This window comes from Streptomyces longispororuber (genome assembly GCF_024448165.1).
Taxonomy (GTDB): domain Bacteria; phylum Actinomycetota; class Actinomycetes; order Streptomycetales; family Streptomycetaceae; genus Streptomyces; species Streptomyces longispororuber_A.
Window position 1 is genome coordinate 1 of record NZ_JAMOLN010000275.1, and the last position, 11,184, is coordinate 11,184.

Annotated in this window: 12 protein-coding genes and 2 pseudogenes; 6 read left to right on the top strand and 8 right to left on the bottom strand. The window is 66.7% G+C overall.

Annotated features, from left to right (window positions below):
• Nucleotides 1-270 precede the first annotated feature (270 nt).
• Nucleotides 271-1,035 carry a hypothetical protein gene (locus M4J07_RS43185; RefSeq protein WP_255981910.1) on the bottom strand — a complete coding sequence of 255 codons (765 nt, stop codon included), beginning with the start codon at nt 1,033-1,035 and terminating at the stop codon, nt 271-273.
• 416 nt (nt 1,036-1,451) lie between these two features.
• Here M4J07_RS43185 and M4J07_RS43190 point away from each other — a divergent pair, with 416 nt between their 5' ends.
• Nucleotides 1,452-1,823, top strand: a complete 372-nt coding sequence (locus M4J07_RS43190) for a hypothetical protein (RefSeq protein WP_255981912.1) — start codon at nt 1,452-1,454, stop codon at nt 1,821-1,823.
• Between the two features lie 42 nt (nt 1,824-1,865).
• Here the strand turns inward: M4J07_RS43190 and M4J07_RS43195 are convergent, their stop codons facing one another.
• From M4J07_RS43195 to M4J07_RS43205, 3 genes are all read right to left on the bottom strand, one after another.
• Entirely contained in the window at nt 1,866-2,243 is a 378-nt protein-coding gene (locus M4J07_RS43195; protein WP_255981914.1) for a DUF6368 family protein, read from the bottom strand.
• A 108-nt stretch (nt 2,244-2,351) separates the two neighbouring features.
• The gene (locus M4J07_RS43200; protein ID WP_255981916.1) at nt 2,352-2,708 is read right to left on the bottom strand and encodes a hypothetical protein; all 357 of its coding nucleotides are present in this window, start codon (nt 2,706-2,708) and stop codon (nt 2,352-2,354) included.
• A 145-nt stretch (nt 2,709-2,853) separates the two neighbouring features.
• Nucleotides 2,854-3,417: a dihydrofolate reductase family protein gene (locus M4J07_RS43205; protein WP_255981918.1), complete on the bottom strand. Its 564-nt coding sequence runs from the start codon at nt 3,415-3,417 to the stop codon at nt 2,854-2,856.
• Nucleotides 3,418-3,697: 280 nt separating this feature from the next.
• Between M4J07_RS43205 and M4J07_RS43210 the strand changes: the two genes are divergently transcribed.
• Nucleotides 3,698-4,225, top strand: a complete 528-nt coding sequence (locus tag M4J07_RS43210) for an SMI1/KNR4 family protein (protein WP_255981920.1) — start codon at nt 3,698-3,700, stop codon at nt 4,223-4,225.
• Between the two features lie 445 nt (nt 4,226-4,670).
• A complete protein-coding gene (locus M4J07_RS43215) occupies nt 4,671-5,276 on the top strand; it encodes a dihydrofolate reductase family protein (protein WP_255981922.1) in 606 nt (201 codons plus the stop codon).
• A gap of 83 nt (nt 5,277-5,359) precedes the next feature.
• On the opposite strand, the gene M4J07_RS43220 is transcribed toward M4J07_RS43215, so the two are convergent.
• A complete protein-coding gene (locus tag M4J07_RS43220) occupies nt 5,360-5,932 on the bottom strand; it encodes a CGNR zinc finger domain-containing protein (RefSeq protein ID WP_255981924.1) in 573 nt (190 codons plus the stop codon).
• Nucleotides 5,933-6,016: 84 nt separating this feature from the next.
• Here M4J07_RS43220 and M4J07_RS43225 point away from each other — a divergent pair, with 84 nt between their 5' ends.
• A complete protein-coding gene (locus M4J07_RS43225) occupies nt 6,017-7,726 on the top strand; it encodes an MFS transporter (protein ID WP_255981926.1) in 1,710 nt (569 codons plus the stop codon).
• Between the two features lie 158 nt (nt 7,727-7,884).
• Nucleotides 7,885-8,247: a ribosomal maturation YjgA family protein gene (locus M4J07_RS43230; RefSeq protein ID WP_255981928.1), complete on the top strand. Its 363-nt coding sequence runs from the start codon at nt 7,885-7,887 to the stop codon at nt 8,245-8,247.
• Between the two features lie 64 nt (nt 8,248-8,311).
• On the opposite strand, the pseudogene M4J07_RS43235 reads toward M4J07_RS43230, so the two are convergent.
• A pseudogene (locus M4J07_RS43235) lies at nt 8,312-8,500 on the bottom strand (DUF1330 domain-containing protein); the annotation flags it as partial.
• A 38-nt stretch (nt 8,501-8,538) separates the two neighbouring features.
• Between M4J07_RS43235 and M4J07_RS43240 the strand changes: the two are divergent.
• A complete protein-coding gene (locus M4J07_RS43240) occupies nt 8,539-9,066 on the top strand; it encodes a DinB family protein (RefSeq protein ID WP_255981930.1) in 528 nt (175 codons plus the stop codon).
• Between the two features lie 361 nt (nt 9,067-9,427).
• On the opposite strand, the gene M4J07_RS43245 is transcribed toward M4J07_RS43240, so the two are convergent.
• Nucleotides 9,428-10,318 (bottom strand): hypothetical protein, encoded by an 891-nt coding sequence (locus M4J07_RS43245; RefSeq protein WP_255981932.1) that lies wholly within the window; start codon nt 10,316-10,318, stop codon nt 9,428-9,430.
• Nucleotides 10,319-10,443: 125 nt separating this feature from the next.
• Nucleotides 10,444-10,881, bottom strand: a pseudogene (locus M4J07_RS43250) (glutaredoxin domain-containing protein); the annotation flags it as partial.
• Nucleotides 10,882-11,184: the final 303 nt, after the last annotated feature.

The following is an 11,184-nucleotide window of genomic DNA, read 5'->3' on the forward strand; positions in this document are numbered from 1 at the left end:
CACTGGGGGTCTCCTTGCGGTGGTTCTCACAGGTACCTCGACAGGATTCCCGAACACCACCACTCATGCCGGAAAAGTGGTGATAACCACCGGATCGAGTCGCGTGTGCCGCGGCCGATCCGGTCCGGGACGGCGCTGGGCCGATCGCCGCGGCACGCGCGAGGCCATCGCGTGGAAGTACCGCGTCAACTCGCCGCCTACACCGAACGCCGCGCACGGCCTGCGCGGAGCCGGATGCCGGTCATGGTGAGAGGAGCCCCGGGGACAACGTCACTTCACGATGACGTTGTCCCCGCCTGAAGTCGACGACCCGGTGGTGGTGTTGCCGTAGTACACCCAGCGCCACGTACCTGTGGTGGATGCCTTGACGGTCGTCTTGAGGTTGCCCGAGCTGTTCGCGTACACCTTCTTCACCGTGGTGTAAGAGGTGGTTCCGGTGGGCTTGAACTGAAGGCTCACCAGGCGGCCTTCGTAGGAGGCGTACTTCCTGGTCTCCCAGTTGGCCCGCGTGACCTTTCCGGTCACGGTGATGGTCCCGCCCTTGGACACCGGCTCGGGCGAGGCGTTCACGGTCAGGCGGGAGTTGCGCTTGACGTAGACGGTGAGGCCCTCGTCATCCGTGTCACCGCCGCCGCCCTGGAAGTACACCTCGGCGGCGACCTTCCACGCCCCGGCCTCGCTGTTGCGCATGTCCCACTCGCTCGGGTCGAAGTACATCGACTCGTCGAAGTCGCACACGCCCGAGCTGACCTTGATGCAGTCGCTCGTCTCGATGGCGTGCCACAGCCGCTCACCCGTGTTGCCGCGGTACAGGAACACCGCCGGCCACTTCCACTGCTTGGTGGTCGCCATCCGGAAGGAAGTAGGCGCCCGGACCTCGTTCGACACACCGATCACGATCGGCTTGCCACCGTTCACCTGGACACGGGTGAACGAGACCCCGCCCTCGGCCGCCCCGGCCGGCGCCGCGGCCACGCCCGTGAACACCGCCGCCGCGCCAACGGACACGACAGCTCTCCAGACCTTCTTCTCCACCTGATCCCCGATCTCCCTACCGGAACGCCGGAAAGTCATCTTCCGGCGCCTTTCAGATAGTCGGGAACCCAACCGGGTTGTACACCCGCGGATCACGATCGGGCATCAGAAGATCTTGTACGCCTGGTGAGGACGTGCCGCGTGGTCAGGGTGTCCCCGACGAGGACCGCATCGGCCGACGGGACGTGCACTGCCACGCTTGCGACGGCTGCTCGCCGCATGCGCGGGGGCCATCAGGGGCGGGCCCTCATTGAGCGTGGGAGACGCGCACGCCGGGGGACGACCGTCGCGGCCGGCGAAAGCTGCCTGCTGGCAGAACCTTACGGTCGCCGCCGGCGGCCCGGCCGGTATCACGGTTCAGCGGGACGAGCGCGATCATGGGGCGAGCACTACCGGACCGTAGAACAGGGAATCCCATGACGCTGCAGGAAGGCCAGCGGGTCAAGCTGGCCGCCGATCTCCGCCTGACTGACCCGATCGAGCTGCCAGGGCTGGTCATTGGCATCCTCTCCCTCGCCGCCGACACCGAGGGGACCGTCGAAGAAGTCGTCGAGCGCGTCCGCGATGACGCCGATGTCCGCGAATACGAGCGGCTCAAGTCGCTGCTCGACTCCTACGGCGACGGCATGCCCCCGGAAAGCAAGAGGCAGCTGGAGCAGAAGGTCGGCGCGTTGCAGCCGGCGTGGGTCGCTTTCCAGGAGCAGGGGCCACAGGTGACCGTGCGGGTTCGCTTCGACAACGGGTTCATCCTGAGCGCGTCACCGCAGGACCTTTACGTCCCCGTGTGAGAGCGGTGCCGAGGAGGCGCAGCCGCGTCGAACCGCAGGCGGCTACTTCAGGAGCCGGAAGCCGGGCTGGCGAACCCAGGCTCTGAGGAACTGTGCTGAACCATAGGCGGCAGGCCATGGATCCGTCATGGTCGCCACGATGCCTGGAAGCCCGGCGACAATGGGGACTTGGTCTTCAAGAAGTTCGGCATTGGCGATGCCGCCGATCACGTCGATGACGGCAGCGGTCAGCAGGGCTGTGACGAGGCGGTCGACTGGCGGCCGGCGTCCGTCGAGGCCCCCGGTGTCGGCGATGCCGAGGCTCTCCGCGTGAATGTTCAGGTCGTACTCGCCGACTCGCTTCTCTTCACAGTGAGATGAGGAACGAACAAGGAGATCCCGGAGCCGCTGGATGGATATCCCAGGGACGGGCTGCGCCATCGATCACCAACACCGGACCGCTCATGACGAGAGCCTAGCCAGCCTGGATTCCCTTGCCCAACGTTCTGGACGTGTACGGGATCGGTAGACGTCTACCAGACGGGGTTCTCAGTGCAGTTCGGTCGGTACGTCCTCGGCTGCGGTGTGGAGCAGGTCGCTGCGGATCCACCCGCTGCGGCCCTTGGCGTTGCCTGTGGTCATTTTAACCTTCCACCAGCTGTGACCGCCTTGGTAGGCCGCGTCGCGATCGGAGCACTTGTTGCCCTTGTACACGATGCCCACAGACGTGGAGTGTGAGGACGGCTTGGATCGGAGAGAGGCCGCTTTCGCGGTGATGTAGCAGCCCTTCGTGGCGGCCTCGACGGTTCCGGTCGCGACCAGGCCGGACGCCGCGAGGCCTGCGGTCAGGGTCAGCGCGGTGACGGTCCTGCGGATCTGCACGGAACTGGTGATCTTCTTACGCATGATTCGCTCAACCGGCCCGGGACCGGCCCAGGTCACGCCGTGCCCTCAGAGTTCATCCGGATGAATCCGGATGAACTCGCCGGACTCCTCAGGTGTCCAACAACTGGGATTGCCTGACCTTCATCGAGTCGGGTGACGGCCCCGCTCAGCGCCTCGTCTCGTACCTGGTAAGGATCACGCCGCAGGGAAGCGTCCTCGTCTCCACGAGGTTCAGGTTCACCCAGTTGTCCAGGGCGGTGAAGAACGGCGTGCCGCCGCCCACCAGGACCGGCGCGGTGGCCAGCACGTACTCGTCAATCAGTCCGGCCCGCATGGCCGCCCCGGCGAGGGTCGCACCGCCGATGTCCATCGGGCCGCCGTCCTCGGCCTTGAGCCGGGTGATCTCGGCGACCGCGTCGCCGGTGACCAGGCGGGAGTTCCAGTCGACCTTGTCGATCGTCGAGGAGAACACCACCTTCGACATGTCCCGCCAGCGGCGCGCGTACTCGATGTCCGCCGGGCTGGCGTTGGGCTGCTGGTCGCCGGTCGGCCAGTAGGAGCTCATCGTCTGCCACAGCTTGCGCCCGTACAGCGTCAGGTCGGTCGCCTGCAATTGGTCTGACCAGAACTGGAACATCTCGTCGCTCGGCACGCTCCAGCCGATGTCGTCGCCGGGCGCGGCGATGTAGCCGTCCAGGGAGAGGTTCATGCCGTAGATCAGTTTCCGCATGGTGCCAGCCTTCCGCGAATCGGTCTCGCGCGTACAGACCGACGCGGCGCGGAAAACTCATCGGTACGCGCCCGGGGTGCGGTGCCGGGGCGACGCGACGCCCCTGGAAGAATCGCCGCAGGGCGAGGACGGCCTTGCATCGGCGTCTTCAGCTCAGCAGCAGACCTTCTTGGGCCTCGACGACCTGCGTGGACTGGATCGGTGGGACGACTACGGGGCGGCGATTGCCTGTGACAGTAGCCCTTGACCGTCTGTCTGACTTCCTCGTTAGCTTGGGCGGGTGATCCCCAACGATGACCGACAGTTTCCCGCTGCGCTCGCCGCTGCGATGGCCGCTCCCTTCGACTACGCAGGCGGTGACGGGGTCGACTTCGAGCCCTTCGCGGCTTTCCTGTCCGCTGAGGAGACCACCGACTGGTTCCGAGCATGGACGGGGAACGGCGAACTGGAAGGCGGCGACTTCCGCGTGTTCGGTCAGGACGGCTCGGGTGGCTACGCAGCGTTCTGGCTCGTCCGCCCGAGTCGGCCGCTGGCCGATCAACCGGTCGTCTTCCTCGGGTCGGAGGGGGAGACCGGTGTTGTCGCACGCGATCTGGGGGAGTTCCTGTGGCTGCTGGCCGGCGGCTTCGGCCCCTGGGAAGCGGCCACCTCTTACGAACCCGCCTGGACCCCGCGTCCCCACCAGGAGCTGCTGGCCGTCGCTGAACGGTTCGCATCGGGGCGGCGTCGGTCACCCGCCGCAGTGATCGAGTCGGCCGCCCAGGAATTCCCCGACTTCGATGACACCCTCATGGAGCTCTGTCGCTGAACCCAGCAGGTCCACCGTCAGCGGCTACGCCTTCCTTTGCGAGGCCGCCCGGGAACTCGGCTCTGGGCAGGCGCTGTCACGGCGGAACGCGTCACGATTGCCCCGGTCTGTACCACGGCGCCGCTCCGGGTGGGCATCGGCCGCTCCCGATGTTCCCGGATCCACGGCCGCGGGAAGGCGGCACCGCCCGCTGCCGCTCGGTCAGTCGGACATGATCGCCGCTCCTCTCGCCGGCCTGCCGCCGCGGCTCTATGCGAGCGGTGGGGGCGCCTGCAGGCTGCGCGCGTAGGGCAGGCGCGTAGGCCTCCGGCCCTCTGAAGCAGAGTCGTTCCGCGGTTCTGGTCGGCTGCAGGGTCAGGGGATTCTCGTCGCTTCGCAGCGTGGCCGATGAGTTTGTTGGCTGCGGCCGGTCCAATCTTGTGACACCTCAGGAAGGGACACCGCCATGTCGGAGCTTCTCGTCGACTTCATCACTTCCCTCGACGGCTATGCATCAGGAGAGGGCTGGCCCGGGTTCTGGGGCCTGGAGAGCCCGGAGTACCTCGCGTGGCTCGGCGAGCAGCCCGAGGTCACCTACCTGATGGGAACGAACACCTACCGCCTGATGTCGGGCTTCGCCGCGGGCGAGGTGCCGACGGGCCAGGACGAGTTCAGGCCCGAGGAGGAGGCGTCCGTCGACGAGCTCTCGCAGGCGCCCAAGGTGGTGTTCTCCTCCTCGCTGGAAGAGCCGCTGAAGTGGGCCAATTCCACGCTCGTCCGCGATGACGCCGTCGAGACCGTCCGCGCCATGAAGTCGAGTGGCACGGGGCTCCTCAGCACGATCGGTAGCCTCAGCCTGTCCCGGTCCCTGCTGCGCGCCGGGCTCGTCGATCGCTTCCGGGTCGTGATGTTCCCGGTGATCACCGGGGCCACGGGCGAAGAACGCATCTACGACGGCTATCCGGACGTCGCCCTGGAGATGATCGAGCACCGCACCTTCGACGGCGGCATCCAGCTGGTCGAGTACAAGCCCCGCGTACTCGAGCACCCGCCGCTCGACGTCCCTGCGTGACACCGCCCCGAGCGTCGGCGAGGACAACCGCTGGGCCGGCGCCGTCAGCAGGCCGGCAGCATCTGACGGGAGTCGGCTGACGGTCAGTTCTGGGACGCTTTGCGCGCTCTGAAGGCGGCTGCCTTGACTCGGCTTCGGCAGGCCGTGGAACAGAAATGGCGGACGGCGTTGCGGGAGCCGTCGACGTAGACCCGGTCGCAATGCGGGGCGGTGCAGACGCCGAGGCGTCCGGCGAGGGTGCTGCCGATGGCCAGGGCGAGGGCGGTGGCGCATCCGGCGCTCCAGCCCACGGAGAGACTGTCGTCGGAGCCGTGGAAGTGGACCTGCCAGGGCTCACCGTCGACGCTGTCGAGCTGGGGCCGGGCGCCCGTGGTGCGCAGGAGCGCGTTCACGAGTTGGGCTGCCTGGTCGATGTGGTTGTTGTCCACGGCCTCGAACACGGCCCTCATCTGTTGGGCGGTACGCACGAGATAGGTGGCGTGTTCCGGCTCGACCGCGGAGCGATGCGGGGTGGGCGGCAGTGCCTCGTGCACCGCTCGCGGCAACTGTTCTCCACGCGGAGCGGTGTAGGGGCGGCCCTGCCGGGCGCCGTCAGTCAGCGCATTCACGAGGGAGACAGCCGCGTCGAGCAGCGTCACCACGTGACCATCGAACATCACTTGACCGGTCACTCCTTCAGCCCTTAGCGTCCTTACGCAACCGACGATAGTCGTTTCGTCGGTCACGCACGAGGGGGCTCCGTGAGATCTGCGCACAACGGGAAGCACTTGCCGCGAACGGTGCGACTGCTGATCGTGGCACGGGCGGTGAACCGCCTGGGGGCCTTCTCGCTGTCGTTCCTCACCGTGCTGACCACCACGAGCTTCGGCGCCAGTGCCGCCGTCGCCGGATACATCAGCGCCGCCTTCGGGCTCGCCACGATTCCCTCCCGCCTCATCGGCGGTCGCCTCGCCGACCGCCTCGGCCCCCGCCGCACCATCGTGATCGGACTGACGGGGTGCGCGGTGGCGCAACTCGGCCTCGCCTGCGCCAACGGCCTCATGGCCGCCGCATGTTTCGCGGTACTTCTGGGACTTGTCTACGAGATCTACGAGCCGCCCAGCCAGGCCATGATCGCTGACGTCGTGGCACCCAGTGACCACGTACGCGCCTACGGCCTGCTGAACGCGGCACTGGCCGTATCCGGCATGGGGGCAGGGTTGTTGGCGGCCGCGCTGGGCCGCTGGGACCTGCGCTGGCTCTTCGCGGTCGACGCTCTCACCTGCCTGCTCTGCGCCCTGGCCGTTCGCCTGGTCCTGCCCGCAGACCGACCGGCGTCGACCACCCGAAGCGGACGACCGGTCGCCGCCGCACCGTGGCGCGACCGATCGCTGCTGGCGATGCTTGCAGCAGGGACCCTGTTCGCGGTGGTCTACCTCCAGATCATGACCATGCTGCCGCTCTCCCTGGAACTGCGCGGACTGCAACCCGCGGACGCCGGACTCCTGTTCACCACATCCGCTCTCGCCATCACCGCCGGACAACCACTCCTCCGCCTACGGCGAGTCGCCGAACTTCCCGCCCCCGCCGCCTTCGCCGGCGGCTACTTCCTGCTGGCCCTCGGCCTCGCCGGATACGCCGTCGCCCACACGCTGGTCGCCCACATCGCGGCCACCCTCGTGTGGAGCGTGGGCGACCTCCTCCTCGTGGGACGCGCCTACGCAATCGTCGCCGCCCTGGCACCTTCCGGCGCCAAGGCGCGTTACCTGGCGGTCTATGGCACCAGCTGGGGCATCGGCGCCATCGTCGCCCCGATCACCGGCACGCAACTCCTCCAACATGCCGGACCCACAGGCTTGTGGTGCGTCACGTCGCTCGCGTGTCTGCTCCTCGCAGCCGTCCAACCCGCCTGGCTCCGCACTGCCAATCACCACCGTGAACACGGCGAGGCGCCAACTCGTGATCAGACTGCGGCTCCGGCCGCCAAGGAACTGGGTCCGAAGGCCAAGGCGGCCAGTGTCCGTGAACCAACAGGTGCCGCACGGAGGCTGGTTAGGATGCGGGGCGTGGAAAGGCAGACGATCAGGCGAGAAGCTGTAGTGGCGGTCTTGTGCCAGGGCGGTCGGGTCCTGGTGATCCGGCGAGGTCCTCAAGCCCGGCTTTCGGGCTACTGGGCGCCGTTGAGCGGAACGATTGAGGCGGGCGAGAGCCAGGAGGAGGCACTGGTCAGAGAAGTCCGCGAGGAGATCGGCCTTGAGGTTGCCGCCGGCAGGAAGGTCTGGGAGAGCACGACCGAGGACGCTGCGTTTGTGCTCCACTGGTGGACCGCCACGGTCGAGGGCGGCGAACTGAGGCTTGATCCCGGAGAAGTGAGCGAGGCTCAGTGGGTCACTGCCGAAGAGTTCGGGCAGCTGCACCCTGTTTTCGAGGGGGACCAGCCTTTCTTCCAGGACATTCTTCCGACGCTGTAACTCTGCCTGCCGCCAACGGTGGCGTGCCCTGCTACCCGACCACCCAACAGGCCCTGCGCCCGCCGGGGGAGCGGCTGATGCCATGGTCGCCGGTCAGGACTTGGTGCGTCGGAGGAGCGCGGGAGGACGCAGTCCTGTGGACGGGTGCAAGGGGCGGGATGAACAACAGGCGCAACAGGCTCGGACGGTGGAAGGCACTCGGGGGTGCGGCGTTGACCGTCGCGGCTGGTCTCGCCGTCCGATCGCAGACCGACGGCGCCTTCGCGAAGTACGCCGGTGATGCCCTCTATACGGTGATGGTGTGTTTCCTCGTGGCGCTGGTAGCGCCCCGGCTGCGGACCATTGTCGTGGCCGGTATCGCGCTGGCGTTCAGCTGGCTGGTGGAGTTCTGGCAGATCGTCGGGATCCCGCCCCTCCTGCAACCGCTCCTCGGGGCGACTTTCAACGCGCCCGATCTGCTGTGGTACTTCGTGGGAGCGTGCCTGTACTGGTGTCTCATGGCGCGCTGCGGGCGAGCGTGAGTTCTGCCGACGCAGCCGGCGCGGCCGCCAGGCCGGCCTGAACGTCAGTACGTCAGTACGTCGGTCAGTCGACACCTTCGGTGATGCGGGAATCGCGCTCGACGCCGTCGGACAGGGCGACGAGCGCCTTCTGGTACGCCGCGATCTCGTATGCCGCGACCGCCTGTTCAAAGGTGTCGAACTCGATCAGGACGGTGCGCTCGGCGATTCCGGTGTCGTGGGTGACGACCTGACCGCCGCGGGCGAGCGCCTGGTGGTCGTAGGCCATGGCTGTTGCTGCCATGGTGGCCGATGAATACAACACCGGATGGACGGCCTATCCCACCCGCGCATGCTGAGGAGCGCGCCATGCTGGAGGCATGGCTGAACTTTCACCGTGCAACTCTTGCCCTGAAGTGCTCGGGCCTCAAAGATGATCAATTACGGCTTGCTGCCGTATCACCCTCGTCCATGACACTGCTCGGTCTCGTTCAGCATCTGGCCGAGGTGGAGCGCAACTGGTTCCAGCGTGTATTCGCAGGTCAAGACGTGACCCCGGTCTTCGGGGAGAACAACGTCGACGGCTATGCGCTGCGGCCGGACCGAGGGATCGACGAGGCGATGGCTGCCTGGCAAGCCGCGGTCGTCCGAGGTCGTGAGCTGATCTCTGATTCATCGCTGGACGACTCCGGGCGCCTGTCTGAACAGGAAGCGGGATTCGTCGGCGATCAGAGAGTCTCCCTGCGCTGGATCATGGTGCACATGATCGAGGAATACGCCCGCCACAACGGTCATGCCGATCTCATCCGCGAGCAGATCGACGGAGCCACCGGAGCATGACGCAAGTACCGCGCAAGCACCCCGCTCAGACCACCGCAAGCCCCGCAATGACTTCAACACAAACCGAATCGCGAACTCGGTCAGAAGGTGACTCCCGGAATCACGTCCCAAGCGCCCGCCTTCTGTGCTGGGACAAGCACGCCACGCACTGGCAGCACGTTATGGACTACGCTGCCGCACCCCCGAGATGGCGCCAATTCTCCAGGTTGACGGCAAGGCGTGGTGATGCGTCCCGCGGCCTTGCGGGAAGCCACCCGCAAGGCCGCATCCGCACCCGGTTCGGAACGACAACATTGTCTGAGGCGCGCGTGTGCGGATCGCTGGACGGTGCCGCGTTCTCAGCTGTGCGGAGGGGAGGACTTCACTCGGTGAAGACCTTCACGGAGTCGGCGCTCCCGCCGTTTCGGTTGACGCTGACGAAGAAGTCGCCCCCCACGTGGGTGATGTCTTCGATCTCGTCGGTCAGGTTGTTCCCCGGAATTCCGATGTCGCTCTCCACGTCACCTCCGGACCAGTTGTACTGGTACACCCAGTTCCATCCAGTTTCGGGCGTTGAGGTGTTGATGGACTTGGTGTTCCAGATGTAGTTCTCGGAGCAGTCGATGCCTTGGTCGGACCGATTGTCGTGACTCGTCAGGTTGCTCTTCACCAGCGTCCATCCGCTCGTCAGCGAACCGGCACCGGGATGGGTCCACAGGTTGCCCGAGCGGCGGGCGGCATACTTGCCTGCTCCGTCGGCCGCCGTCGCGCTGTAGCAGAGGCCGCTGATATTGCCGATGGGCAGATGGACCACCTCGCTTGCGCCCACAGCTCCTGACGAGTCCAGGTGGACGATCGTCACGTCGGCGCTCGGGTAAGCCGATTCACTTCCTTGGGTGGCAATCAAGGCAGGACCCTGACCGAGATAGTTCGAATGGTAGGCAAGGTCGTTGCCGTGGCCGAGTGCGGGTATGGAGGTCGGCGCCCCGGCGCAGGTCCAGCTGGCACCGTCCCAGGTTGAGCCGTCGCGCAACCATCTGGACAGGACCGGCTCCGCCCCGCCCCCCTTGGTGAAAATGATGTAGAGCTGGCCGCCCGGCCCCGCGACCATTCCTTGCATGACGGTGCGGCCTGCCCTGCATGCACTGCTGTTCGGGATGTTCAGCCGTTCCGCCCCACTCCTGTCCGTAGCGGCGTAGGCGGGCGTTGTCGAGGCAATGGCGATTCCGGTCAGGAGTGCCAGTGCGGACGCGAAACTCAGTAACTTCTTCATCGGATCCTCTCCTTTGTGGACAAGGGGAGGAGGCTAGCATTTGGCGTGTAACTTGCATGCAAGGTGTCATCAACTCGGCGCAATATTATTGGCCGTGACAGACAGTCAGTGCCCGCGCGTTGCCACGCGGAACGGGAGAGTTGCTCGCGCACCCACGCAGGATCGGGGTTGGTGTGCGGTCGGCCTGCGACGACGACGGTCGGCACGGTTTCGTTGCCGTGATTGGCCGCCCGCACTGCTGCGGCTCCAGCCGGGTCGCGCCAGATGTTGACCCAGTGCATCTGGCGGGCGCTGCGGCCCGATCGGATGCGCAGTCGGATGCAGTACTTGCAGCCAGGGCGCCAGAAGACGACCGGCCGCCCGTCGACCGCGCTGCGGCGCTGTGCCTCCAGCGTGCCGATCGCCCTCGGGAAGATGAGAGGCGAGTTCACGCCTGCGAGCAGCACAAAGACCAGCAGCGAGGCGGCGGCTGCTGGGCCTGAGGTCCCGGTTGCGAGCAGCCCAGCGGCAAAGACTGAGCCGCAGAGCACCATGAGCATCGGCAGGATCCAAGCGCGCGTCATGAGGACGAGGCTATCGATGAGTTGAAAGGGTTCTGGGTGCCGTGGGCGTAGGCGCACGTCGTTGGACGACGTCGGCGGTGCTGCCCGGGGCGGATTCAACGATCGATCAGCGGCGCCACCCCCCCCGCCGGTGTGTGATCAGGCAGGCGGCGAGGCCGAAGAACGCATCGTGCATGTCGTCGCGTCGTCTCATCCGATGCGCGGGCGACGGATCCAGCTCCAGCCCACCTGGTACCTGCGATGGTGAGGTTTCCGGGGAGGCTTCGCCGTAAGCGAGGTAGCGGGGCCGTCGAGCGGGAACCG

Excerpts from the sequence above, each read along its gene's own strand:
- M4J07_RS43190 (WP_255981912.1), top strand. The coding sequence starts at position 1,452 with ATGACGCTGCAGGAAGGCCAGCGGGTCAAGCTGGCCGCCGATCTCCGC.
- M4J07_RS43195 (WP_255981914.1), bottom strand. The coding sequence starts at position 2,243 with ATGGCGCAGCCCGTCCCTGGGATATCCATCCAGCGGCTCCGGGATCTC.
- M4J07_RS43200 (WP_255981916.1), bottom strand. The coding sequence starts at position 2,708 with ATGCGTAAGAAGATCACCAGTTCCGTGCAGATCCGCAGGACCGTCACC.
- M4J07_RS43205 (WP_255981918.1), bottom strand. The coding sequence starts at position 3,417 with ATGCGGAAACTGATCTACGGCATGAACCTCTCCCTGGACGGCTACATC.
- M4J07_RS43215 (WP_255981922.1), top strand. The coding sequence starts at position 4,671 with ATGTCGGAGCTTCTCGTCGACTTCATCACTTCCCTCGACGGCTATGCA.
- M4J07_RS43220 (WP_255981924.1), bottom strand. The coding sequence starts at position 5,932 with ATGTTCGATGGTCACGTGGTGACGCTGCTCGACGCGGCTGTCTCCCTC.
- M4J07_RS43230 (WP_255981928.1), top strand. The coding sequence starts at position 7,885 with ATGAACAACAGGCGCAACAGGCTCGGACGGTGGAAGGCACTCGGGGGT.
- M4J07_RS43240 (WP_255981930.1), top strand. The coding sequence starts at position 8,539 with ATGAATACAACACCGGATGGACGGCCTATCCCACCCGCGCATGCTGAG.
- M4J07_RS43245 (WP_255981932.1), bottom strand. The coding sequence starts at position 10,318 with ATGAAGAAGTTACTGAGTTTCGCGTCCGCACTGGCACTCCTGACCGGA.